Source organism: Streptomyces sp. NPDC104761, from assembly GCF_055583445.1.
Window position 1 is genome coordinate 1,084,961 of the sequence record NZ_JBVJNZ010000001.1, and the last position, 22,173, is coordinate 1,107,133.

The following is a 22,173-nucleotide window of genomic DNA, read 5'->3' on the forward strand; positions in this document are numbered from 1 at the left end:
GAGCTCCGTCCCGCAAGCCTCGATCGCGAGGGCCGGGTACGGATCAGCTGGTGCGGGCCGCCGTGGTGATGAGCCTGGCCACGGCACCGGGGTGGGAGACCAGGGAGAGGTGCGAGGAGTCGATCTCCTGGACCTTTGTGTGCGCGACCTTCGCCGCCGCCTCTTGCGCGGCCACCGGAATGATCTTGTCCTGGCGTCCGATCAGCGCCCACGAGGGGATCGTCTTCCACGCCGGCTCACCGGACGGCTCCGTGACCGCCGAAGCCGCCAGCGGGCGCTGGGCCGCAACGATCCGGTTCTGCTGTGCGGCGGGCAGGTCCTGCGCGAACGAGGAGCGCACGACCTGCGGTTTCAGGTAGAGGTCGGCGTCGCCGTCCGATGCGCCCGGGAAGGGGACGAGGTTGAACACCGTCGTCGGATCCTGCACGATCACTCCCGAACCGGGCTCGGAAGCGGCGATCTCCCCTGCGGACTGTCCCTTCGCGGGGATGAAGGCGTCGATGTACACGAGCGCCTTGACACTGCTGTTGCCGAGGGCGGCGTTCGTGATGACCATGCCGCCGTACGAGTGGCCGACCAGGACGATCGGGCCCTTGACCGACTTGAGGTAATCGGCCAGGTAAGCGGCATCGCTACGCACACCGCGCAGCGGGTTCGGCGGGGCCACGACGCGGTATCCCTGGTTCGTCAGCCGGGTGATGACGCCGTTCCAGCTCGATCCGTCGGCCCAGGCGCCGTGGACGAGCACCACGGTCGGCTTGCCCGCGGTGCCGGACCGGACGGGCGAGGCGGCAGAGGACGGCGAGCCTGACGCACTCGCCGGACCGACCGTGGCGAGGAGGAGAGCGGCTCCGACGCTCGCCGCGGCCAGCACGGTGAACGGGGTGCGGGTACGTCGGTACAGAGAACGGTGGTTCACAAGAGCCCTTTCGAGGCATGGGTTGAATTTGTGCCGTTTCCCGGGGAGAACCGGAACGGCACGGATGGGAACGGGCGCGGCCGGTGCGCCCTGTCACCGGTCCAGTCGCACGGCACGGATGTCGAGGGCTAGCCGCACCTTGTCGCTGATGAGAACTCCGCCTGCGGCCAGGGCCCTGTCGCCGCCGAGCCCCCAGTCGGAACGCCGCAACGTGGCCGTGCCCGTGAAACCGATACCGTTGTGACGGCCTCCGTACGAGCGGAAGCTCATCAGAGGGAAAGTCGCCGCATCGAGGACATCCGGGCCGGCGGCATGCACATCGCGCTCCGGATATCTCTTGCCGACCCTGCAGGCTTGGACACCGAGGCAGGCCTCGGACCGAGTGGGGCATCCCCCTTCGAGCTTGAGAATCCCCTCGAAGGCGGTGAAACGAGAAAGCGCCGGGTCCGGACCGCGGCGTTATTCGGCGAGCTTTCCGTCGGTCGAGACCTCCGCCATCAGGGAGGAAATCTCGTCGGGGATGGCCGGAATGCTCTCCCGGGTGATACCGGTCGTGGGCGACCACACGAGGTTGACCCGCTGAGCGGGGTCCAGGTGGGGGTAGTCGCTGCGGTTGTGGCAGCCGCGGGTCTCCCGGCGCTCAAGTGCCGCTTCGAGGGTGGCCCGGGCCGCCAGCGCGGCGGACTTGAGATCAAAGGCGTGTGCGAGGTCCTGGAAGCCGGCGATGTCCGGGTGGACGCCGACGTCCTCCATCCGTTTCTCGATCGCCGCGAGCTCCGCGAGCCCGGCGCGCAGGCCCTCCTCGTCGCGTACGACTCCGGCGTGCTCGGTCATGGTGTTGCGGATGGCGCGCTGCAGGGCGCGGACGTTCTCCGGTCCGTCGGCCACCAGCAGCTCGTCGATCTCCGCGCGGGCCTGTGCGACAGCCGACGCCGACCGGGGCTGGGCGGTCAGGGACCGGGAGTAGGCGGCGGCCGCCTGGCCCGTGACACGGCCGAAGACCAGCAGTTCGATGAGACTGTTCCCGCCGAGGCGGTTGGCACCGTGCAGCCCGCTCGACGCCTCACCGATGGCGTACAGGCCGCGCACGTCGGTGCTGTGGTCCTCGGGGCGCACCCACACCCCGCCCATCGAGTAGTGCGCGGTGGGCGCGATCTCGATCGGATCGCGGGTGATGTCCAGCATCTGCAGATCGAGCAGGGTCTGGTAGACGCGGGGGAGACGCGTCATGATCGTCTGTCGTGGCAGATGGGAGACGTCGAGCCACACTCCGCCCTTGGGCGTGCCCCGCCCTTCCTTGATCTCCGTGTAGGAGGCCAGGGCCACCCGGTCACGGGTCGACAGCTCCATGCGGGCGGGGTCGTAGCGGTTCATGAACCGCTCGCCGAGCGCGTTGCGCAGGATGCCGCCCTCACCGCGCGCGGCCTCGCTGACGAGGGTGCCGGCCGCGTTCTCGGGCTCGATGATCCCGGAAGGATGGAACTGCACCAGCTCGGGGTCGCGAAGCCGGGCGCCGGCCTCCACGGCCAGGCGGAACGAGTCGCCTGTGTTCTCGTCGCGCCGGGAGGACGTCCGCCGCCAGATCCGGGTGTGGCCACCCGCGGCGAGGATGACGGCGTCGGCGTGGATCAGGTACCGCGTGCCATGGGTGAGATCGAAGCCGTAGGCACCGAAGACGGCGCCGTCGTGGACCAGCAGCCGGGTGATGTAGACACCGTCGAGCACCGGAATGTTCAGCTGGTCCGCGCGCCGGATGAGCGTGCGCTGGATCTCCAGACCGGTGTAGTCGCCGGCGAAGGCGGTCCGCCGGAACGTGTGAGCGCCGAAGAAGCGCTGGGAGATCCGTCCGTCCTCCTCACGGGCGAAGGCCATGCCGTAGCGCTCCAGGTCGCCGATGCCCCGGGCGGCGCCCTGCGTGACGATCTCCACGGTGCGGGGATCGGCGAGCAGGTAGCTCTCCTTGAGCGTGTCGGCCGCGTGCTGCTGCCAGCTGTCCTCCGGATCCATGGTGCCGAGGGCGGCATTGATTCCTCCGGCGGCAAGCGCCGTGTGCGCGTCCTCCTTGGGGCGCTTGCCGACCGCGAGGACGTCGACACCGGCCTCGGCCAGTTCGATCGCTGCGCGCAGCCCGGCACCTCCGGTTCCGATCACCAGCACCGTGGCGGAAATACGTTGTTCGGTGAGAGTCACGACCTACTCCGATCGCCGTGGGATTGTCACCCACTAGGACCGGGCCGTCCCGGAATCTGTGACAGCGCCCGGATCGGGCGCCGGCCGTCACAATCGCGCGGGCTCCACGGTCATACCTCCGGTCGTACTCCCGGGCGTCCTCCGGGCGTGAGGGCGTTCCGGGCGTCCCCACCTGGTCGTGCCGAGGCCATGGGCGGCCGGTGGCGATGGCGTCCTCGGCGAGGGAATGAGGGTGTAAGTACGAATGACCGTTCGATCCGAAGGCCGGGCCGCCCGGCCGCGCTCCGCTTCCGGCGGCACTGACCGCCTCGACCTCCGTGCGCGCCACGAGCGACTGGTGTCCGCCAGGGTGCGCACAACGCAGGACCGGTTCGCGGACGCGATCACGGCCTTCGCGGGCACGATGGGCTTCGTCTACGTGCATGCCGTCTGGTTCGCGCTGTGGATCGCCCTCAACCTCAGGCTGCTCGGCGCCGCAGCGGTCTTCGACCCCTACCCGTTCGGGCTGCTCACGATGATCGTGAGCCTTGAGGCCATCTTCCTGTCCACCTTCGTCATGGTGAGCCAGAACCGGCAAGCCGCACGGGAGAACGTCCGGGCCGATCTGGATTTCGAGACCAATCTCCGCGCCGAGATCTGGGCGGTGCACACAGGCAAGGCGCTCGGCCTGAATCCGCAGGAGATCGAGCTGCACGTCCAGGAGATCATCAAGCAGAGCAGGAGCGCGCTGGAATCAGGCTCCGACGTTCCGCCCGTGGCCCCGGACGCGCTGTGACGTGGCCTTTTGGCGGCCGGCAGCGGTGGTGGTGGGGACGTGGTGGTCGTCACTCTCTTACGACGGCTGTCGTGTGCAGGCACGAGACACACGACAGCCGTCGAGACGACATACGGCCGGGCAAGCAGCCGACGCCGTCGGCTATGAGGCCAGCCTGATGTTCGTCGGTGTTCCCCGCTGAGCCATCTTCGTGTACGGGCAGAGCGAATCGGCCTTCTCCACGAGCGGGGCGGCGACGGCCACGTCGATGTCCGGCCACCTGACCTCGAGGTCGACATGCAAGAGGTAGCCGCCGTCTTCCGGGTCCCGTCCAAAAGCCACGGTCGCCTCCACGGAGATCGCTGCGGGGTCCAGTGCTGCCTGCCGTGCGACCAGACTCAGCGCCCCGTGGAAACAGGCGGCAATACCGGCGGCGAACAACTGCTCGGGATTCGTCCCCTGGCCGTCTCCGCCCAGTTCCGCCGGCATGCGCAGGTCGAGATCCAGGACGCCGTCGCCCGAGCGGGCCCTTCCCGAGGCCCGCCCGTGACGCGCCATCCCCCCGTTCACCGTCACGGTGGTGGTGTAGATCGGCGCGAAAGCCTCTCCGTCGAAGTCCTTGTCGGTGGACAGATCGGGCAACCGGGTCGGCTCGTTCACGGCATGTCTCCGTCGGCGTCGCAGTACACAGCCGGGCGCTGAGCCGAAACCGACGCCGGAGGACTCACGTTCGTCGGCCTGTGTGCACCCCGGGGCCTGTTGGTACCGAGCCGCCGTGCGCTGCGGGATTCCGGGCGGCCATGGGCAGAACCCGACGGACCGGTGATGTCGAATGCCATAGGGGCACCTTCGCGTATGGAGGGTTTCCAGATGCGGACAGTCACTTGACCGACAGATCCCCGCCGTTGTGACAGTCGCCGTCGAGGTGGGTGGGGGTGGGGCGCCCGCGCGGCTGACGGAGGCTGCTGCGCACCCTGACATGTGTCCGAGCCGAACCCATGGTGCCCACATATAGTGATGCACATAACATTTCGGACAGGGTACCGGCTGAAGGGCATGTCATGAAGTTCGCGGTCATCGGCGGTACGGGACTGATCGGATCGCAGGTCGTCAAGGAGTTGAACGCCGCCGGGCACGAGGCGGTGCCGCACTCGCAGTCCACAGGAGTCGACATCCTCAGCGGTCAGGGCCTGGACGAGGCGGTCATGGGAGCGGACGTCGTCATCAACCTGACGAACTCCCCGACCTTCGACGACGCCTCCCTCGCGTTCTTCCAGACCTCGATGGACAACCTCCTGGCGGCGGCCGACAAGGGCGGTGTCGGCCACTTCGTCATCCTCTCGATCGTCGGCACGGACCAGGTGCCCGAGCTGGACTACTACCGCGCCAAGGCGCTCCAGGAGAAGATCCTCGCGGATGGGCCGATCCCCTATTCGATCGTCCGGGCCACGCAGTTCATGGACTTCATGGATGCGGTGCTGTCCTGGACCGCCGACGCGGACACCGTCCGGCTTCCCGGCACGCCCATTCAGCCCATCGCCTCCCGGGACGTGGCGCACGCGGTGGCGGAGGTGGCGGCCGGCGCCCCGCTGAACGGGATCCGCAACGTCGCCGGCCCCGAGATCTTCCCCCTGGACGAACTGGGCCGGATCACTCTGTCCCACAAGGGCGACCCCCGTACCGTCGTCACCGACCCCACCGCCGGTATGTTCGCCGTGGTCAAGGGCGACGTCCTCACCGACAAGAACGCGCACCTCGCGCCCACTCGCTACACCGACTGGCTTTCCTGACCGGGGCGCGGTCGGGGCGTCCGGGGCCGCCGTGCGCCCGCTCGGTGCCGCCGTTCATACGACGGCACCGCCATGGCGAGATCCATGGCGGTGCGCAGGGGAGGGGCTGCTCGCTGTCGTCGGCCGAGGTCCCGTGACTCCGTCGGGAACCGGCCTGTGCGCGGGCGGGAGCTCAGTCGGTGGGGCGGGGGGCCCGCAGGTGGGCCCGCTTCTCCAGCTCCTCGTCGTCGACCAGGGTGAGCATCGGCTGGTTCGGCGCACACATCATGAACACGATGTACTTGGCCGGCACCTCCGAGGAGGCGTTGCCGTTCTGGTAGTGGATCACCTCACCGCCCGGCTCCCAGAACGTCTCACCGGCCTTGATCACGTGCTCCGGCTCGCCCTCGAGCTCCCACCGGACCGCTCCTTCGATGACGTAGCCGAAACACGGCCCCGAGTGGCGGTGCGGAGGAGTCCCGGGGTCACCGGGAGCCCACTCGACGAGGACGGTCATTCCCGAAGCGCCCTCGGGAACGAAGGGCGGCTTGACGTCCGCCAGCATCTTCGGTCCGAATCCGTCCTCTGAGTGCATTTCGTGCATGGTGCTACCTCCGTGTACCGGCCCGGAACGGACGCGCTCGCGTCAGCGGTTCCAGGCTCACAACGACTTGATCTACAGCGAAGACAGAACGCGTCCCACTTCTGTGACGCGCCGTGAGCCTCCCGTTTCACGCGGCGGGCCGCCACCGTCCGCCACCGTTCGGCCGGCTGTGGTCCCGGCAGCGCCAACATCGGCGCAGCGGTGCCGGGCTCCGAAGAGACCGGCTCGGCCGACCACCTGCTTGAGCGCAGCTGGCCGGCGCCCCGAACGTCGTTCTCCGTGCCGAACGCATCGATGACGGGACAAGGGTTGTCCCTGCCCGGCTGCCTCCCGGCCCTCGGCATCCGGCCCCGGCTTCGAGCTCAGCCGAACATGCCGACCTTGTAGCCGCCGGCCGGCTGCTGGGTGATGATGTTGATGCGGTTGTAGGCGTTGATGACGGCAATCAGGCTGGTCAGCGCCGCGAGTTGGTCCTCGTCGAAGTGCTTCGCGGCGTTCGCCCAGGCCTCGTCGGTGACACCACCGGCCGCGTCCGCGACGCGGGTGCCCTGCTCGGCCAGCTCCAGCGCGGCGCGCTCGGCCTCGGTGAAGACCGTCGCCTCCCGCCAGGCGGCGATCAGGTTGAGCCGTACCGAGGTCTCCCCGGCGTGGGTGGCCTCCTTGGTGTGCATGTCGGTGCAGAAGCCGCAGCCGTTGATCTGGCTGGCGCGGACCTCCACCAGATGCTGCACGGTGGCCGGCAGCGTCGAGTCCGACAGCGCCTTGCTGGCCGAGACGAGGTGCTTGAGCACCTTGCCCGCGAGCGGATTGCCGTAGTAGTTGAGACGCGCGTCCATGGATCCTCCTTGCGGAATTGCTGGTACGCACTACTGACCGGGCAGTCCGCCGAGGTGTGACACCGAAACCTGATGTGACCCGGGTCTCGTTCGTCGTGTCGTCACCGTGCCCGGTTCGAGGGTTCGCCGGCTGTGCACCCACGTTGATCGCGAGACGCCGATCACCGCACGGGGCCGCGGACACGCCGTCCATGTGCCGAAGGAGGGCACAGGAACGGCACGACCGCGGTCCTGGGTGTCGCTACCAGACAGGGACGCCGAGGAGACCGCCGAATGGCAGGCGTCCCTCGACGCCGTCGTGCGGCACGCAGGGCCGGATCGGGCAGATCAGCCAATGGGTTGAGCAGGACTGCACGTCGCCGGGCACGGACGGCTTCGGGCTGTCGGACACCCGTGCTGCCGTACGCCGCCATTTCCATGTCGACGCCGAGTCGATCGTCATCGCCGCCCTGGGCCGGTTGGCGCGCCATGACGCGATCGCCCCGGAGACGGTTGTCGAGAATCGTGATCGCTACGACCGCCCGGGGCTGCCTCGCGTGAGCAGTGACCGGGAGCGTGGCCACACGCGCGGGGCGAGCGGCCCGGAGCGGGAGCTGGTGCCCACGTGCACCGAAGGCGGGACCGCTCTCTTTTCGTGTCGATCGCTACCGTATCGGGTGAGTGGACGGCTGATAGCGTGGGGCTGTGACAGCCGACACTCCGCACCCCTTGGCCGCCTCGCGTGCCACCGATCGCCCCGGGGATGCCTCGCCTTTCGCTCTCGGCCTGTTGTTGCGGCGGGCGCACTGGCGGGTGGCCGGGGTGATGACGGAGGCGCTGCGCCCGCTGGGTATCGAGTTGCGGCACTTCGCGGTGCTGCTGGTGCTGGTCGACCGGGGGCCGACGGTGCAGCGGGACCTGGGTCCGGCGACGGGGTCGGACAAGGCGGGGGTCATGAGGGTCGTGGACGATCTGGAGCGGATGGGACTGGCCGTGCGCAAGGCGGTTCCGGGAGACCGGCGGGTGCGTGCGGTGGAGATCACGCCTCGGGGTGTCGAGCTGTTCGATGCGGCGCATGTGGCGGCGGAGCCGCTGGCCGAGCGCCTGGTGGCCGATCTGGAGCCGGGCGAACGCGAGCAGCTGACAGGACTGCTGACCCGGTTCGCCCACCCCGCCGAGCACGACAAGGCATGACCACGCCCGGACGCGGACGGGTTCGCCCGCGGCCGTACGGAAACGGGTGAGGACGGTTCTCTACGGCGCGACGGAGGGGATGTCACCGGGCGCTGGGCAGTCGGAGGGGCTCGTCGGCAGACCGTCCCCGCCGCTCGGCTCACGGACACCGCCCCGCCCGGCGGCCCGGGCCACCAGCAGTGTGTCCGCGGCCGCTATGGCCTCGTCGACTGTCCGGGCCCCCATCGTGATGCACAGCGTGTAACTCACGTCCTCGAGTTCGCGTGCCCTCTCCCGCCCCTCGTCCCCGGCGAACGCGATCCGCAGGCACGCGTATCGGGTCAGCAGTCCTCTGACGACCTTCGGATCCGGAACAACGAGCACAGCCAGGCCTCCCTTTCGACGTTCTGGTCACACCGGCGTGAGGGAAGACCGGTTGTCCCCGGCTTGTGTGACGAGACGGGCTCCCGCCCGGTGCATTCCCGGGATGCGCGGCCGCGGGAGACGGCCGGTGTCACACGACGCGTGCATGCCCGGTCAGAGGATTGAGCCGAGGAACGTACCTGTCGTTGTTGCGCTGTGCCCGGTGAGGGGGAGAAGCCATATGGACGAGGCCGACGCGGTGCCGGTCGCCGAGCTGCTCGATGAGCGGCGGCACCTGCTGGACGTCACCTACTGGATGCTGGGCGACTCCCGCGAGGCGGAGAACGTGGTCGGTGAGAGCTACCGTCGGTGGTACGGCCTGTCCGACGCGGAACGTGGCCGGATCACGGCTCCCCGGCACTGGCTCACGAAGACCGCGGGCGGGATCTGCCTGGGCCTGCTCGCCCGCCCCCGCCGTGGCGTGACCGGTCGGCCTGACCGGACGGCGGAGCACTCGACGGAACCACCAGACGTCGAGGGCGCTCAGGCGGGCCTGGCGGAGGAGGTCAGCCGGGTTCTGCTGAACGCGCTGGACTCCCTGTCGCCGGCCGAGCGGGCGGCGTTCGTGCTCAACGACGTCTTCGGGATGGCCTCCGGCACGGTGGCCGACATCGTGGGACGCCCGGAGCCCGAGTGCGCCGAGCTCGCCGACCGTGCCCGCCGCAGCCTTCGGAAGCAGCGCTCGCGCTCCACCCCTCCCGAGGAACAGGATCTCCTCGCCCGTACCGTCCGCCAGGCCTGCGTGGACGAGGATGCCGAACTGCTCGAGTCGCTGCTGTGTCCGGACGCGACGGCGTTCTTCGACGGCGGCGGCAAGGTCCGCGCACTGAGCAGGCCGGTGCACGGCAGCCGTCAGGTCGCCCACGGCCTGCTGACGCTCCTGGCCCGCCACCCTCGCACCACCCTGACCACCCGCTCCGTCAACGGGCGTACCGGCCTCGTCGTCCGTTACGACTGCCAGGTCGCCGCCGTCATCAGTCTCGACATCGCCGAACACCGTGTCGCGCAGGTGTGGGTTGTCCTCAATCCCGACAAGCTGCGGTCCTGGAACCAGCCCCCCACCCTCCCGGAATCCGGCTCGCACGGGGGCCCGTCACCGCAGGGCGACGGCTCGCTCTGACCGGCGGCGCCGCCGGGTCAGCTGCCGCCGACGAACGTGACCGTCTCCTCGAGCGGCGCCCGGCCGATACGGGGTTGGCTTGCCGAGACGTCCTCGTGCCCGATCGACATGCCGCAGAAGAGAAGGAGTTCATCCGGCGGCGACAGGACGTCCGCGACGGTCTTGTGGTACTTCGCCCAGGCCATCTGCGTGCAGCTGTGCAGCCCTTCGGCGCGGAGCAGCAGCATCACGGACTGCAGATACATGCCCAGGTCCGACCACTGCGGCCGGCCCATGCCGCGGTCGACGTAGCAGAACAGGGCGGCCGGCGCCCCGAAGCAGTCCCAGTTCGCGGCAGCGGCCCTCTGCCGCGCCTCCAGGTCCTCGCGTGGAATGCCGAGCGCGCCGTAGCGCTGCTCGCCGAAGGCGGATCGGCGCTCCTGGTAAGGGCTCTTGAGGGCTGGGGGGTACTGCTCGTACTCGGGCTCGTCCCAGGGGTCGCTCGCGGCTATGCGTTCGCCCGCACGCTTCTTGAGCTCGGCCAGCGGTCGGCCGGTCAGGACGTAGACCTGCCATGGCTGGAGGTTCGATGCGGAGGGTGCCCAGGCCGCGGCGGACAGCACGCGCTCCAGCACCTCCCGCGGTACCTGCTGGTCGGTGAATCCCCGCACGGCTCGCCGACTCGCGACGGCCTCGTAGACATTCATGATCGCCCGCATCCCTTCTCCTTGGACCTCCGTAATCGTCTCACTCGATACAGTATCGGTCAAAACCATCTCGAACGAGTGTGACAGTGGGTGGAGAGGGGGGTGGGCGTGGTCATGCCTTGTCGTGCTCGGCGGGGTGGGCGAACCGGGTCAGCAGTCCTGTCAGCTGCTCGCGTTCGCCCGGCTCCAGATCGGCCACCAGGCGCTCGGCCAGCGGCTCCGCCGCCACATGCGCCGCATCGAACAGCTCGACACCCCGAGGCGTGATCTCCACCGCACGCACCCGCCGGTCTCCCGGAACCGCCTTGCGCACGGCCAGTCCCATCCGCTCCAGATCGTCCACGACCCTCATGACCCCCGCCTTGTCCGACCCCGTCGCCGGACCCAGGTCCCGCTGCACCGTCGGCCCCCGTTCGACCAGCACCAGCAGCACCGCGAAGTGCCGCAACTCGATACCCAGCGGGCGCAGCGCCTCCGTCATCACCCCGGCCACCCGCCAGTGCGCCCGCCGCAACAACAGGGCGAGAGCGAAAGGCGAGGCATCCCCGGGGCGGTCGGTGGCGCGCGAGGCGGTCGGCGGGGCGGCTTCGTGAGGTGCGCGGGTGGTCACGAGCACCACATTACAGCCATAGGTGCATTCGATACGGTTTCATGTGAGTCGGTCACGGATGGGCTGAGGAACCGTGATCCGGCCTGAGCCGTGCCCTCGTGGTCACTTGACTGATGCATCGCCTCTCAGCCCGTCCCAGGCTCGTGGTGGACGGGAAGACGAGAGGGGACGAATCATGAGCGGCAAGGTCTTCGACACCGATGACGAGCCAGGGTGTGCTCGCAAAGCCGGGTCGGAGGGCCACGCCAGGTGGGGTGTCGAGCCGGAGCCGGTGACATGTCGAACGGTCGTGGCTCTTCTCGAAGAGGGGGCGGCGCTGCCGGTCATGACAGAGCTCCGCTATGACAGCGCGGAGCCGTACTCCGTGACCATGGCGTTCAACGCGGGCAGTGATCCGGTCGTCGAGTGGGAGTTCGGCCGCGACCTCCTGGCCTCGGGCAGGCGGCGGCTCGACGGGCTCGGTGATGTGCAGGTCTGGCCCGACGAAATCCGTGGCCATGGGTTGGTGTACCTGTCGTTCCGGTCGGGCTGGGAGACGTTCGTCGTAGCCGCGTCCGCGGTGGTGATCGATGAATTCCTGACCGCCACCTTCGACGTCGTGCCCCTCGGGGAGGAGAGGAGCTCTCCGGGGCCGGAGGGTCTTGCCGTTCAGCTGTAGGACGAGACGTGACGTCAGAGAGTCGTTCGACTGATGGTCCACCCTCACCGGCAGGAGGGCCGCACCCGACGAGTAGCATGCTGAGCGGACCACCCCCCTGGCGGAGAGAAGCTTCACGTGCTGTGCCCCCTGCTTGTCGTGCCGATGAATGGACGTCCGGCGCCTGAGCATCCCGCGGGCGCACGTGTCGGGACGCGGTTGTCGCGAACCCCGCAGAAGGCGGGATCCGCACGAGTGTGAGGGGGCGGGACGAGGAACTGCGCACCCTGCGGGGTCTGCTCGCGGACGCCGCAGCCGGGCACGGTGGTGCACTGCTGGTCCACGGCGCCGCCGGTGTCGGCAAGTCGGCTCTGCTGCGCACGGTCGGGGCCGAGGCCGCGGAAAGCGGTTTCAAGGTGCTCCGCACCTCCGGGGTGGAGCCCGAGCAGTGGCTGCCGTTCGCCGCACTGCAGATGCTGCTGCAGCCGGTCGCCCGTGGCATGAAGGACCTGTCGGATCCGCACCGGTCGGCGCTGAGCGCCGCGTTCAGTGCCAGGGACACCGAGCCCGAGATATACCGGGTCGGACTGGCCGTGCTTGAACTCCTCGCCGACGAGGCCAGCCTCCAGCCGCTCCTGCTGCTGGTGGACGACCTGCAGTGGATCGACTCCTCGAGCCGGGACGTGCTCAAGTTCGTCGCCCGGCGCACCCATGACCTTGCCATACAGGTGATCGCCGGCGCTCGGGTCCAGTACTCCGAGTCGTACGGACACCTGGACCTTCCGCTGCTACCGCTCAGCCGGCCGGCCGCCGCCGAACTGCTCGACGCCGGCGCGCCCGACCTGCCGCCGTCGTTGCGGGCGCTCATCCTGGAGCGTGCGGCGGGCAATCCGCTGGCCCTGGTGGAGCTGCCCAAGGCCGTCCAGGGCATGACCGCGCAGCTGGACGACCTGCCGCTGACCCAGCGGCTGGAGGACGCCTTCTCCGCACGTACCGATTCCGTGAGCCGGGAGTGCCGTACGTTGCTCCTGGTCCTGGCCGCCGAGCCGGCCGCGCCCCTGAACCTCCTGCTGGATCTGACGAGCCGCCTCACCGGCTCTGCGGTCTCCGTCGACGCGGTGCAGGAGGCGGTCGACGCGGATCTGGTCACCCTGGTCGGTTTCACCGCCGAGTTCCGCCATCCGCTGATGCGCACGGCCATCTACACCCATGCGACACTCGCCGACCGGCTGGCCACCCACCGTGCCCTCGCAGCGGTGCTGGAAGGGACCCCCGAGCGCCGACTCGCTCACGAGGCAGCGGCCACGATCGGGCCGGACGAGGAGCTCGCCGCTCGGCTCGAACGTTTCGCCGATGCGTCGCAGGCCGCAGGGAGGGCGGCCGCAGCCGTCCCGGCGCTGCGTCAGGCGGCCGACCTCGTCCTCGACGCTCAGCGCCGGACCGGCATCCTGGTCCGGGCGGCCGAGTTGTCCAGCGAGATCAACCACAGCATCAGCGTCCAGGCGCTGCTGGACCGCATGGACATGAGCGTGCTGGACCCGGTCGACCGGGCTCGCCTGATGGTGGTGTCGGACAGTTCTGCTTTCGAACCCGGCGAGCCGGAACGACGGATCCAGGACATGGTCACCGCGGCGGCCGGAGCCTTCGACGCGGGAGCCGGAGACGTCGCGGAGAACCTGTTGTGGCGGGCCAGCGCGCGGTGCTTCTTCCAGGACGGCGACGCGCAGGTGCGGGCCCGGACCGCAGCGGAACTCGACCGCTGGAATCCCGATCCGAACGCCCCCCACGTGCTCGCGGTGCGGGCGTATGCCGAGCCGTACCGGCACGGGGCCGACGTGATCGCGCGGCTCGGCGGTATCGGAGCAGACCATCAGGACGGCCGGATCCTGCATTTCCTCGGCAGCGGTGCGATGGTGACGGGCGACGCCAGCCGCGCCGTCCAGTACCTCGCGGCGGCGGCCGCGGCATGGCGTTCGCAGGGCCGGCTCGGGCTTCTCGCCCGTTCACTGGCCGCCGCCTGGCCGCAGGTGTACCTCGGCCAGCTCGAGCGGGCTCGCGAGGAGTGCGCCGAAGGACTGGCCCTGGCCGAGGAGACGGGGGAGTGGATCGTCTGGCTGGGGTTGAAGGCTACGGCCGGCCTGGTGGCGGCGCTGCGCGGGGAAACCGAGCAGGCGACGCGGACGACCGGCGAACTGCGCACGCACAGCCTGTTCCTGGAGATGCCGTTCGTCACCGTGATGGCACAGCAGACCGACGGCCTGCTCGCGCTCTTCGAAGGCCGGGCGACGGAGGCGTACGACGTGCTGTCGCGCGCCTTCGACCCCGCGGATCCGCACTACCACTCGGTGAGCCGCTGGCTGCTCGCACCGGACCTGGCGGACGCCGCGGTCGCCGCGGGCACCGTACAACAGGCCCGGGACCTGCTGGCCGGTCTTCCGGAGCTGGCCGGTCGGCTGCCCTCGGAAATGATGGTGGTGGCGCACGCCTACACCGACGCGGTGCTGGCGCCGGACGACACCGCGGAGGAGCGTTACGCCGCGGCCCTGACCGCACTGCCGGCCGCATGGACGCTGTCGCGCGCCCGGCTCCGTCTGCACCACGGCCGGTGGCTGCGCCGCCAACGCCGCAACGTCGACGCCCGGCACCCGCTGCGGCTCGCCCGCGCCGAGTTCGACCGGGTCGGCGCGCAGCCCTGGGCCGAGATGGCCCGCGAACAGCTGCGTGCCACCGGCGAGTCGAGCGGTCGGCGGCACGCGAACACCGGCGATCAGCTGTCCGCCCAGGAGATGCAGATAGCCGTGCTGGCGTCGCGGGGGCTGAGCAACCGGGAGATCGGCCACCGCCTGTTCATCTCGCACCGCACCGTCGGAGCGCACCTCTACCGCATCTACCCACGCCTGGGCATCACCGGCCGCGGCAAGCTGGCGGCCGCCCTCGCCGCGCTGCAGGACGAACAGTCCACGTCCGGCCTCTGACGGCTGGGGCGCCGAGCCGTGCGAGGGGCGGGCGTGGCCAGGGCCCCGGGCGGCTGCCTCTTCGTCCCCCCGTTCCGCTCCCCGCACTCGAACAGCCGGAGGGTCTCCTCCAGGCCCGGACAGGGGTCGGCGTCCGCGAAGTTGCCGGGGGTGAGGAAGGTCGGAGAGGTGATGTCAGGAGTGCTCATGCTGATCCTTGACCGGTGGTCGCCGCCGTGGCGGGGGAGGGGACACGGCCGCCGGGGATCGCCGCCAGCAGCTCGCGGGTGTAGGCGTGACGGGGCGCGGAGAACAGGTCCCCGGGCGGGCCCGACTCGACGACCCTCCCGGCCCGCATGACGGCGACCTGGTGTGCGATCTGCCGTACGACGGCCAGGTCGTGGGAGATGAACAGGTACGCCACTCCCGTGTCCGCCTGCAACTGGGCGAGCAGGTCCAGGACCTGGGCCTGCACGGACACGTCGAGCGCGGACACCGGCTCGTCGCACACCACCAGGTCGGGGGAGAGCGCGAGGGCACGGGCGATGGCCACCCGCTGGCGCTGACCGCCCGACAACTCGGCCGGGCGGCGCTCCAGCGTCGCGGCGGGCAGGGCGACCCGGTCGAGCAGGTCGCGGGCGCGGTCGAGCCGGGAGGCGCGGTCGCCGACCTTGAACGCCCGCAGCGGCTCGGTGATCACCTCGGCGACGGAGAAGCGCGGGTCGAGCGAGGCGTACGGATTCTGGTAGACGAGCTGGGCGCGCCGGCGCAGCTGCCTGACCTCGGCGCCCTTGGCGGTGGTGACGTCGGTGCCGTCGAAGAGGACGTGCCCGGAGGTCGCGTCGGCCAGCCGGAGCACCAGCCGGGCGGTGGTGGACTTGCCGGAGCCCGACTCCCCGACCAGGGCGAGGGTCTGCCCGCGCCGCAGGGTGAGGTTCACGTCATCGACCGCGCGCAGGGTGCGGGCCGCGCCTCCGGCTCGCGGCAGCCTGAACTCCTTGACCAGGTTGCGCGCCTCGACCAGGGGAGGCGTGGTGTCGGCCGGGCCGGCGGCCACCGGGGTACGGGTGCGGGCCGTGGTCAGGCTCGGGGCGGCGGCCAGCAGCCGCCGGGTGTACGCGTGCTGCGGGTCGGCCAGGACGGCCCGGGTCTCGCCCGCCTCGACGACCCTGCCCTGTTCCATGACCACCAGGCGCTGGGCCCGGTCGGCGGCCACCCCGAGGTCGTGGGTGACCAGCAGGATCGCGGTGCCCGACTCCTCGGTGAGGTGCTGGAGATGGTCGAGGATGACCCGCTGCACGGTGACGTCGAGCGCGCTGGTCGGCTCGTCGGCGATGATCAGCCGGGGCTTCGCGGCGATCGCGACCGCGATCAGGGCACGTTGCCGCATGCCGCCGGACAGCTCGTGCGGGTACTGCCGGGCCCGGACGGCCGCGTCGGGCAGCCCGGCCCTGTCGAGGACGGCGACCGCCTCGGCGGCCGCCCCGCGCCGGGTCGCCAGGCCGTGGATGCGCAGCACCTCGGCCACCTGCTCGCCGATCCGCTTCACCGGGTTGAGGGAGACGGTCGGATCCTGCGGGACCAGCCCGATCTGCGCGCCGCGCACGGTACGCAGTTCCGCCTCGGAGAGAGCGGCCAGGTCGTCCCGGCCGAAGCGGACCGTGCCCGCGTCGATGGTGCCGTTCGCCGCCAGCAGCCGGAGGACGGCGTGCGCGGTGGTGCTCTTGCCGGAGCCGGACTCACCGACCACGGCGGTCACCTGTCCGGGCCATACGTCCAGGTCCACGCCGCGCACGGCCGACACCGTGCCGCCCCGGGTGCGGTACGACACGGACAGGCCGCGGATCCCCAGCAGTGGTGTGGTCACGTTCTCACCGTTCTCGCGTGCGTCACGGTCCTCGCGTGCGCCGCGGTTCTCGCTCGGGTCGCGGTTCTCGCGTGCTTCGCTGTTCTCATGCGTTTCGTGGGTCATCGCTGCCGTGCCCATTCGCCGTCCAGCGCCCGCGCGACGCGATTGGCGGCCAGCACGGTCGCGGCGATCGCCAGACCGGGCAGTGCGGTCAGCCACCAGGCGTTGGCCAGGTAGTTGCGGCCGTCGGAGATCAACGTCCCCCACTCCGGGGCGGGCGGCGGCGCGCCGTAGCCGAGGAAGCTCAGCGCCGACACGGCCAGGATCGAGGAACCGAAGTCCAGGGTGGCCAGCACGATCACCGGCCCCGCGGCGTTGGGCAGCACGTGCCGGCCCAGCACCGAGTACCAGCGGGCACCGCAGGACCGGGAAGCCTCGACGAACACCGCCTGCCGCACCCGCAGCACCTCGGACCGTGCCACCCGGGCGAAGGAGGCCACGCTGGCGATGCCGACCGCGACCGCCACCTTCACCGTCCCGTACCCGAGCGCGGTGACCAGCGCCAGCGACAGGAACAGCGCGGGGATGGACAGCAGGACGTCGACGAGACGCATCAGTGCGTCGTCCACCCAGCGGCCCACGAACCCCGCGACCACCCCGAGCAGACCGCCGACCACGAACGCGACCAGGACCGCGATCAGCGTGGCCTTGAGGGAGAGCTGGGCGCCGTGGACCACGCGGGAGAAGACGTCGCGCCCGAGTTCGTCGGTGCCGAACCAGTGACTGCCGCTCGGGCCGCGGAAGTTCTGGGACGGCACCCCCTTCAGCGGGTCCTGCGAGGTGAACAGGTCCGGCCAGAAGGCGGCCAGCACCACCAGCACGAGGACGCCGGCGGACAACAGCAGACCGGGGCGGCGCACCAGGAAGCGGAGCACCCGGCGGAGGCCGGCGGGGCGGCCCGGTTTCGCGGGTGATCCCGCTTCCGTCACGGGCCGGGCGAGGCCGAGGGCGGCCTCCGCCTGGTCGTCGACAAGACTCTGACTCATGCGAAGCCCGCCCTTCTCTCCGAGGCCACGACGATCCGCGGGTCCAGCAGCGGATAGACCAGGTCGACGAGCAGGTTCGTGGCCACGAAGATCAGCGCGCCGAACACCACCACCCCCTGGACCAGCGGGATGTCCTGGGCGGTGACCGCACCGGCCGTCACCCGCCCCAGACCGTCGCGGGAGAACACCGTCTCGACCACCACCGAACCGGCGATCAGCTGCCCCACCAGCAGGCCGACCACCGTCAGCGCGGGCAGCGAGGCGTTGCGCAGCGCGTGCCGCAGATGCACCCGCCACCGGCCGGCGCCCTTGGCCCGCGCGGTCTCCACGTAGGCCTGGTCCAGCGCGGTCAGCAGGCTCTTGGCCAGCACCTGGGCGACCTGCGCCCCGGTCGGGACCGCCAGCGTCAGGGCCGGCAACACCAGGCCCTTCAGCCCGTCGTTGCCGAACGCCGGGAACCAGTGCAGCCTGAACGAGAACGCCTCGACCAGCAGCAGCCCCACCCAGAACGTCGGGACCGACACCCCCAGCGGGGGCAGCGACAGCAGCAACTGCCGCAGCCACCGTCGCGAGGTGTAGGTCGCCACCACCGCGAGACCGCCGCCGAGGACCACCGCCAGGACCAGTGCCGCACCGGTCAGCTGGAGCGTCTGCGGCAGCGCGTCGGCCAGGGTGGAGGTCACCGGGCGGCCGGTGGAGACCGCGTCGCCGAACTCCCCGCGCACCGCCCGGCCCAGATACTCCGCGTACTGCAGCAGCACCGGCTTGTCGAAGCCGTACTCGTGCCGCAGTCTGGCGAGTTGGGCCGGGTCGACCTGTCCCGTGTCCATTCCGGCACCCGCCATCGCGGACACCGGGTCACCGGGCAGGAAGTCCAGGACCAGGAAGGACACCGTGTAGGCCGCCCACAGCACCCCGACCGCCTGCGCGAGCCGTTTGATCACATAGCGGCGCATCCGCTAGCCGATCCAGGTGTCGTGCAGCTGGATGCGGCTGCCGGAGTCGAATGCAAGGTCGTGCACCTTCTTCGAGACGCCGAGCTGGGTCTGGAGTTCCACCACCGGCACGTTGTACGCGTTCTGCACGATCAGCTTCTGCGCCTGAGCAACCAGCTGCCTGCGCTTCGCGGTGTCCGTGGTCGCGGCCTGCGCGGACAGCGCCGTGTCCAGCGAACTGGGCGGCAGGTGGTAGAAGTTGCCGAGCCGGGTGGAGAAGGAGCTGCGCAGGATGTCGGGATCGGCGCGGGTCGTGTTCCCCCACACCACGTCGAAGTCGCCGGACTGGATCGTGGTGGCGAACTGGGTGACCGGCAGCTGCTTGAGCACCACGTCGACCCCCACCGACTTGAGCTGCTGCTGGACCAGCTCCAGTGCGGGCTGGTTGGTGGCCGCGTTGGGGAACCAGCTGATGGTCAGGGTCAGCTTCTTGCCGTCCTTGGTGCGGATGCCGTCGCTGCCCGCCTTCCAACCGGCCGAATCCAGCAGCGACTTCGCCTTGGCCGTGTCGAGCGCGAGGTCCGAGGAGAGGTCCGTGTAGTCGGGGGTGGTGTGCGCCAGGATGCTGGTCGCCGGCTGGGTGCCGGTCGGGTAGACGGTGTCGGCGATCTGCTTGCGGTCGACGGCGGCCGAGATCGCCTGCCGGACTCTCGCGTCCTTCAGCAGGGGCCGGGAGTTGTTCAGTCCGAGACCGAACACCACGCCGGGGTTGGCCCGGCTCTGGAGGGTGACCTGGCCGCCCTTGAGCGCCGCCTCGTTGGCCCTGCCGACGCTGCTGATCGCGTCCACCTGCCCGGACTGGAGACTGCCGGCCCGCACCCCCGCCTCGGGCACGACCTTGAACACCAGCTTGTTCAGGTAGGCCTCGCCCTTCTTCGACCACAGCGAGGAACCCCAGTCGTACCCGGTGCGCTTGGCCAGGGTGACCGATTGGTTCTGCACGTACTGCTTGAGCACGAAGGGCCCGGACCCGACCACCCCGTCACTGCACTTCTGCTGCGGGCTCTTCTTGACGCTCGCCGAGGACTCGATACCCAGCGAGTGGGTCGAAGTCGCCTGGAGGAACTGGGCGTTGGGCTGCTTGAAGGTCACCTTGACGGTGAGCGGGTCGACCACGGTGGTGCTCTTGACACCGCTCAGGTAGCCCTCGGCGAGGGTGCCCAGGGCGCCGAGGTCCGGCACCGCGTCGAAGTTGTCCTTGACCACCTGCGCGGTCAGCTTCGACCCGTCGCTGAAGGTGACGCCCGACCGCAGGTGGAACGTGAACGTCGTCGCGTCGGCGCTGATGTCCCAGCTCTTGGCCAGCCACGGCACGATCTTGCCGGTCTTCGGGTCCTGGTCGGTGAGGGAGTCCACGAGCTGGCGCACCGAGTAGATGGTGTCGTTGCTGGCGACCTGCTGCGGGTCCACGCAGCCGGCGTCGGAGCCCACCGCGAAGGTCAGGGTGCCGCCGGACTTCGCCTGGCCGCTTCCGCCGCCGGAGCCGTCGTCGCCCGAACCGCACGCGGTCAGCAGGACGCTGGTGGTCAGGAGCGCGGCCAGGGGCGCCCATCGGGAAGGTCTGAAATCCGGAAGTGCAGTCACGGAGGGCTTTCTCCTACTCGTGTCACCGGGGCACGACCGCGCACGGACGTGTGCGGGCATGACGGTGTGTGCGGCCCGGGCGGATCGACTCCCGCCGGGGATGCGCTGTGCGGAAAGGGAGTTGGCATGCGGACGACACCGGGAACCGGTGGCATGCGGGAAGGGCGGCGCGCAGGGGCCGGGGCCGGTGACGGACGTCAGCCGGCGGCAGCCGGGCCGGTCAGGCCCGACAGAGGCAGCTGGTCGAACGCTTCAGATCGATGTGGCGTCGGCGCGAGAGCCGGGAGTACGCCGTGGCGTCGGCGGGGGAGGCAGCGGAGTCGTCGCTGTGCCGCATGCCGAACCTCCCCGTCTCCGGCCCCGGTCACGGGGCCACGCGCTTGCGGGAGTCATCGGTGACCCCGCCGGGCTTTCACCTGGAGCACCCCACCGCGTGGGAGGGTTGCCGGTCAGCGAGCCAGGGCATGGCGCTGACACTCAATGCCGCTGGTGATGCTACGGATCGATTTTGTCGTACGTCAATGCCGCACCGTGACGCCCTGTTCGGGAGAACCTGGCCCATGGGACGGACGGCAGGCTGCGTCCCGGACGGCACCGGGTGGTGGCCGGCGGCACGGTGACGCGCCGCTCCTCCCGTCTCGGTGTGGGAGCGTGCCAGTGGCAACGTCGAGGAGTACCTGAGGGTCTTCGGCCGCCCCGAGCAGCTCGCGGCCTGGCGGGAGAACCGCCCCTACGTCGCCGAAGTCATCGCGTGAACCAGTCGAAGGAGAGCCGCCCATGACCACGTTCCCCACCGCACAGGCCGTGCGGACCACCCCGGAGGGGCTCCTGTGGGAGCCGAGCGAGCGCTGGGTGCGCGGCCGCAAGGGTGACGTCACGGTCGTCGACAGCCGCCACCCCGTCCTCGTCTGGGAACCAGGGGTTCCCGTGCCGCTGTACGCGTTCCCGCGCACCGAGGTACGCGAGGAACTCCTGCGGCCCGCTAAGAACCCGCCGACCGGTACCCACACCGGCTCACGGATCTTCTACGACGTCGAGGCCGACGGCGAACTGCTGGAGAACGCCGCCTGGACCTTCCCGGCCGCCGACCTGGCCGACCACATCGCCTTCGAGTGGTTCCGGCGCGTCGGGCGGGGCCTGGACCACTGGTACGAGGAGGAGGAAGAGATCTTCGTCCACCCCCGTGACCCGCACAAGCGGGTCGACGCCATCCCCAGCAGCCGGCACCTCGTGGTCGAGATCGACGGCACGGTCGTCGCCGACACCCGCCGGCCGGTCCTGCTCTTCGAGACCGGCCTGCCCACCCGCTACTACATCCCGCGCGAGGACGTCCGCCTCGACCTGCTCGAAGCCACCGACCACCACACCGGCTGCCCGTACAAGGGCACCGCCGAGTACTGGTCGTGGCGCGGCGGGGCCGACGTCCCGCCCAACGTCGTCTGGAGCTACCCGGACCCGCTGCCCGCGGTCTCGGCCGTCCAGGGGCTCCTCGCCTTCTACAACGAGGCCGTCGACATCACCGTCGACGGGGAGCGGTTGGCACGCCCCGTCACCCACTTCACCAAGGCGCTCGTGGACCAGCAGCGCACCTGACGGGCAACGACCGCCGCCGTCCCGACCGAGCACGCAGCTCCAGGGCCGGCCGCACCGCGACGGGGCCTGGCACGTCGCCCGACAGCCGGGCCCCGTCGGCCGTCGCACGACGTCCTCTCAGGAGCGGCCGATGTTTCCGCAATGTGAGGGCTGTCCGGAACGTATTGACCGACGGCCTGGACCTCTGCTCAACTCACTTCCCATGACCCCGCGCATGGATCTGACCCGGAGGCGCCACATCGACCTGGCGCACGTCTCCAGCGCGTTCTGTTGTCGTTGATCCGCAAGACGCGTCGCTGATCCACTGAGCGGATCACGCCATCGGCCGGCGTGCGCCCCTCGCGCATGTCCGGAAGGGCCGACGCGCAGCGTCCGCCCCGGCGGTGTCCCTCTCGCGGTGTCGCGGCGACCGCCGCCCGCCCGGGCGCTTCCCCCTTCCGGCTCCCGGATGC

At 70.4% G+C, this 22,173-nt stretch carries 21 protein-coding genes, 1 pseudogene and 1 riboswitch; of the genes and pseudogenes, 8 read left to right on the forward strand and 14 right to left on the reverse strand.

The annotated features are described in order from the left end of the window. Positions 1-43: 43 nt before the first annotated feature. The 3 genes from ACZ63F_RS04935 to ACZ63F_RS04945 form a co-directional block, all read right to left on the reverse strand. Positions 44-919 (reverse strand): alpha/beta fold hydrolase, encoded by an 876-nt coding sequence (locus tag ACZ63F_RS04935; protein ID WP_469708762.1) that lies wholly within the window; start codon positions 917-919, stop codon positions 44-46. 93 nt (positions 920-1,012) lie between these two features. Then, positions 1,013-1,189, reverse strand: coding sequence for a YceI family protein (locus ACZ63F_RS04940; protein ID WP_469708764.1), 177 nt, complete (start codon positions 1,187-1,189; stop codon positions 1,013-1,015). Positions 1,190-1,378: 189 nt separating this feature from the next. Next, positions 1,379-3,109, reverse strand: coding sequence for an L-aspartate oxidase (locus tag ACZ63F_RS04945; protein ID WP_469708766.1), 1,731 nt, complete (start codon positions 3,107-3,109; stop codon positions 1,379-1,381). A 349-nt stretch (positions 3,110-3,458) separates the two neighbouring features. Here ACZ63F_RS04945 and ACZ63F_RS04950 point away from each other — a divergent pair, with 349 nt between their 5' ends. Continuing rightward, entirely contained in the window at positions 3,459-3,884 is a 426-nt protein-coding gene (locus ACZ63F_RS04950; RefSeq protein WP_469708768.1) for a DUF1003 domain-containing protein, read from the forward strand. A gap of 141 nt (positions 3,885-4,025) precedes the next feature. On the opposite strand, the gene ACZ63F_RS04955 is transcribed toward ACZ63F_RS04950, so the two are convergent. After that, positions 4,026-4,505, reverse strand: a complete 480-nt coding sequence (locus tag ACZ63F_RS04955; RefSeq protein ID WP_469709330.1) for an Ohr family peroxiredoxin — start codon at positions 4,503-4,505, stop codon at positions 4,026-4,028. A gap of 419 nt (positions 4,506-4,924) precedes the next feature. Here ACZ63F_RS04955 and ACZ63F_RS04960 point away from each other — a divergent pair, with 419 nt between their 5' ends. Continuing rightward, on the forward strand, positions 4,925-5,653 hold the full coding sequence (locus tag ACZ63F_RS04960) for an SDR family oxidoreductase (RefSeq protein ID WP_469708770.1): 729 nt from the start codon (positions 4,925-4,927) through the stop codon (positions 5,651-5,653). A 172-nt stretch (positions 5,654-5,825) separates the two neighbouring features. On the opposite strand, the gene ACZ63F_RS04965 is transcribed toward ACZ63F_RS04960, so the two are convergent. Both ACZ63F_RS04965 and ACZ63F_RS04970 read right to left on the reverse strand, forming a co-directional pair. Next, positions 5,826-6,236: a cupin domain-containing protein gene (locus tag ACZ63F_RS04965; protein WP_469708772.1), complete on the reverse strand. Its 411-nt coding sequence runs from the start codon at positions 6,234-6,236 to the stop codon at positions 5,826-5,828. Positions 6,237-6,598: 362 nt separating this feature from the next. Next, positions 6,599-7,072, reverse strand: coding sequence for a carboxymuconolactone decarboxylase family protein (locus ACZ63F_RS04970; protein WP_132890954.1), 474 nt, complete (start codon positions 7,070-7,072; stop codon positions 6,599-6,601). A gap of 323 nt (positions 7,073-7,395) precedes the next feature. Between ACZ63F_RS04970 and ACZ63F_RS04975 the strand changes: the two are divergent. Together ACZ63F_RS04975 and ACZ63F_RS04980 are read left to right on the forward strand one after the other, a co-directional pair. Beyond that, positions 7,396-7,587: pseudogene (locus ACZ63F_RS04975) on the forward strand (hypothetical protein); the annotation flags it as partial. A 169-nt stretch (positions 7,588-7,756) separates the two neighbouring features. Continuing rightward, entirely contained in the window at positions 7,757-8,245 is a 489-nt protein-coding gene (locus tag ACZ63F_RS04980) for a MarR family winged helix-turn-helix transcriptional regulator (protein WP_469708775.1), read from the forward strand. Between the two features lie 60 nt (positions 8,246-8,305). On the opposite strand, the gene ACZ63F_RS04985 is transcribed toward ACZ63F_RS04980, so the two are convergent. Beyond that, positions 8,306-8,608, reverse strand: a complete 303-nt coding sequence (locus ACZ63F_RS04985; protein WP_469708777.1) for a DUF5133 domain-containing protein — start codon at positions 8,606-8,608, stop codon at positions 8,306-8,308. Positions 8,609-8,828: 220 nt separating this feature from the next. Between ACZ63F_RS04985 and ACZ63F_RS04990 the strand changes: the two genes are divergently transcribed. After that, positions 8,829-9,767 carry a sigma-70 family RNA polymerase sigma factor family protein gene (locus ACZ63F_RS04990; RefSeq protein ID WP_469708778.1) on the forward strand — a complete coding sequence of 313 codons (939 nt, stop codon included), beginning with the start codon at positions 8,829-8,831 and terminating at the stop codon, positions 9,765-9,767. Positions 9,768-9,784: 17 nt separating this feature from the next. On the opposite strand, the gene ACZ63F_RS04995 is transcribed toward ACZ63F_RS04990, so the two are convergent. Further along, positions 9,785-10,453, reverse strand: coding sequence for a nitroreductase (locus ACZ63F_RS04995; protein ID WP_469709331.1), 669 nt, complete (start codon positions 10,451-10,453; stop codon positions 9,785-9,787). A gap of 112 nt (positions 10,454-10,565) precedes the next feature. Next, positions 10,566-11,063 carry a MarR family winged helix-turn-helix transcriptional regulator gene (locus ACZ63F_RS05000; protein WP_469708780.1) on the reverse strand — a complete coding sequence of 166 codons (498 nt, stop codon included), beginning with the start codon at positions 11,061-11,063 and terminating at the stop codon, positions 10,566-10,568. A 175-nt stretch (positions 11,064-11,238) separates the two neighbouring features. Between ACZ63F_RS05000 and ACZ63F_RS05005 the strand changes: the two genes are divergently transcribed. Together ACZ63F_RS05005 and ACZ63F_RS05010 are read left to right on the forward strand one after the other, a co-directional pair. Next, positions 11,239-11,721: an SsgA family sporulation/cell division regulator gene (locus ACZ63F_RS05005; RefSeq protein WP_469708782.1), complete on the forward strand. Its 483-nt coding sequence runs from the start codon at positions 11,239-11,241 to the stop codon at positions 11,719-11,721. A 236-nt stretch (positions 11,722-11,957) separates the two neighbouring features. Continuing rightward, complete coding sequence (locus ACZ63F_RS05010) at positions 11,958-14,675, forward strand: helix-turn-helix transcriptional regulator (protein ID WP_469708784.1); 2,718 nt, start codon at positions 11,958-11,960, stop codon at positions 14,673-14,675. Between the two features lie 184 nt (positions 14,676-14,859). Here ACZ63F_RS05010 and ACZ63F_RS05015 read toward each other — a convergent pair whose 3' ends face one another. From ACZ63F_RS05015 to ACZ63F_RS05035, 5 genes are all read right to left on the reverse strand, one after another. After that, complete coding sequence (locus tag ACZ63F_RS05015; protein WP_469708785.1) at positions 14,860-16,626, reverse strand: dipeptide ABC transporter ATP-binding protein; 1,767 nt, start codon at positions 16,624-16,626, stop codon at positions 14,860-14,862. After that, positions 16,623-17,549, reverse strand: a complete 927-nt coding sequence (locus tag ACZ63F_RS05020; RefSeq protein ID WP_469708787.1) for an ABC transporter permease — start codon at positions 17,547-17,549, stop codon at positions 16,623-16,625. The genes ACZ63F_RS05015 and ACZ63F_RS05020 overlap by 4 nt, the downstream gene beginning before the upstream one ends. Continuing rightward, complete coding sequence (locus ACZ63F_RS05025; RefSeq protein ID WP_469708789.1) at positions 17,546-18,505, reverse strand: ABC transporter permease; 960 nt, start codon at positions 18,503-18,505, stop codon at positions 17,546-17,548. The genes ACZ63F_RS05020 and ACZ63F_RS05025 overlap by 4 nt, the downstream gene beginning before the upstream one ends. 3 nt (positions 18,506-18,508) lie before the next feature. After that, positions 18,509-20,128, reverse strand: a complete 1,620-nt coding sequence (locus ACZ63F_RS05030; RefSeq protein WP_469708791.1) for an ABC transporter substrate-binding protein — start codon at positions 20,126-20,128, stop codon at positions 18,509-18,511. A gap of 220 nt (positions 20,129-20,348) precedes the next feature. Then, entirely contained in the window at positions 20,349-20,465 is a 117-nt protein-coding gene (locus tag ACZ63F_RS05035) for a putative leader peptide (RefSeq protein WP_388908340.1), read from the reverse strand. A 34-nt stretch (positions 20,466-20,499) separates the two neighbouring features. Further along, positions 20,500-20,613: riboswitch (SAM riboswitch) on the reverse strand. 292 nt (positions 20,614-20,905) lie between these two features. On the opposite strand from ACZ63F_RS05035, the gene ACZ63F_RS05040 reads away from it, so the two are divergent. Continuing rightward, entirely contained in the window at positions 20,906-21,721 is an 816-nt protein-coding gene (locus ACZ63F_RS05040; RefSeq protein ID WP_469708794.1) for a DUF427 domain-containing protein, read from the forward strand. The last annotated feature ends 452 nt before the right edge of the window (positions 21,722-22,173 follow it).

What these genes read in the sequence shown, in the direction of transcription:
- ACZ63F_RS05020 (WP_469708787.1), bottom strand. Translation starts at nt 17,549, where the DNA reads ATGAGTCAGAGTCTTGTCGACGACCAGGCGGAGGCCGCCCTCGGCCTC.
- ACZ63F_RS04940 (WP_469708764.1), bottom strand. Translation starts at nt 1,189, where the DNA reads ATGAGCTTCCGCTCGTACGGAGGCCGTCACAACGGTATCGGTTTCACG.
- ACZ63F_RS05015 (WP_469708785.1), bottom strand. Translation starts at nt 16,626, where the DNA reads ATGACCCACGAAACGCATGAGAACAGCGAAGCACGCGAGAACCGCGAC.
- ACZ63F_RS04970 (WP_132890954.1), bottom strand. Translation starts at nt 7,072, where the DNA reads ATGGACGCGCGTCTCAACTACTACGGCAATCCGCTCGCGGGCAAGGTG.
- ACZ63F_RS05040 (WP_469708794.1), top strand. Translation starts at nt 20,906, where the DNA reads ATGACCACGTTCCCCACCGCACAGGCCGTGCGGACCACCCCGGAGGGG.
- ACZ63F_RS04990 (WP_469708778.1), top strand. Translation starts at nt 8,829, where the DNA reads ATGGACGAGGCCGACGCGGTGCCGGTCGCCGAGCTGCTCGATGAGCGG.
- ACZ63F_RS05025 (WP_469708789.1), bottom strand. Translation starts at nt 18,505, where the DNA reads ATGCGCCGCTATGTGATCAAACGGCTCGCGCAGGCGGTCGGGGTGCTG.
- ACZ63F_RS04960 (WP_469708770.1), top strand. Translation starts at nt 4,925, where the DNA reads ATGAAGTTCGCGGTCATCGGCGGTACGGGACTGATCGGATCGCAGGTC.
- ACZ63F_RS05005 (WP_469708782.1), top strand. Translation starts at nt 11,239, where the DNA reads ATGAGCGGCAAGGTCTTCGACACCGATGACGAGCCAGGGTGTGCTCGC.
- ACZ63F_RS05035 (WP_388908340.1), bottom strand. Translation starts at nt 20,465, where the DNA reads ATGCGGCACAGCGACGACTCCGCTGCCTCCCCCGCCGACGCCACGGCG.
- ACZ63F_RS04995 (WP_469709331.1), bottom strand. Translation starts at nt 10,453, where the DNA reads ATGAATGTCTACGAGGCCGTCGCGAGTCGGCGAGCCGTGCGGGGATTC.
- ACZ63F_RS04965 (WP_469708772.1), bottom strand. Translation starts at nt 6,236, where the DNA reads ATGCACGAAATGCACTCAGAGGACGGATTCGGACCGAAGATGCTGGCG.